The 358-nt window shown below is 36.3% G+C and carries 1 pseudogene; it reads left to right on the forward strand.

Features of this window, described 5'->3' with window-relative positions:
- Positions 1-65 (forward strand): annotated as a pseudogene (locus IDG60_RS22060) (glycopeptide resistance-associated protein GraF); the annotation flags it as partial.
- Between the last annotated feature and the right edge of the window lie 293 nt (positions 66-358).

Genomic DNA, 358 nt, shown 5'->3' on the forward strand with positions numbered 1-358 from the left:
AAAAAGAAGAAAAAACAGAAGATATTAATCAAACAAAACAAGATATCCAAGATACACTAAATTAATTTAAATCCCCTTACAACTTTTAGTTGTTAGGGGATTTTATGCATGTGCTCGGCGCATGTGTTCCTCTTCTTCCTTACAACTTTTAGTTGTTAGGAGATTTTATGCATGTGCTCGGCGCATGTATCCCTCTTTTACCTTACAACTTTTAGTTGTTAGGGGATTTTATGCATGTGCTCGGCGCATGTATCCCTCTTTTACCCTACAAACTATAATTCGTAAGCCATTATGCACGGGTTCTTCACTGTTGTTAAAGAGGTATGATTGATAAGTATCCCTCTTCATTTATCAGCTC

This window comes from Staphylococcus sp. EG-SA-2 (assembly GCF_017152085.1).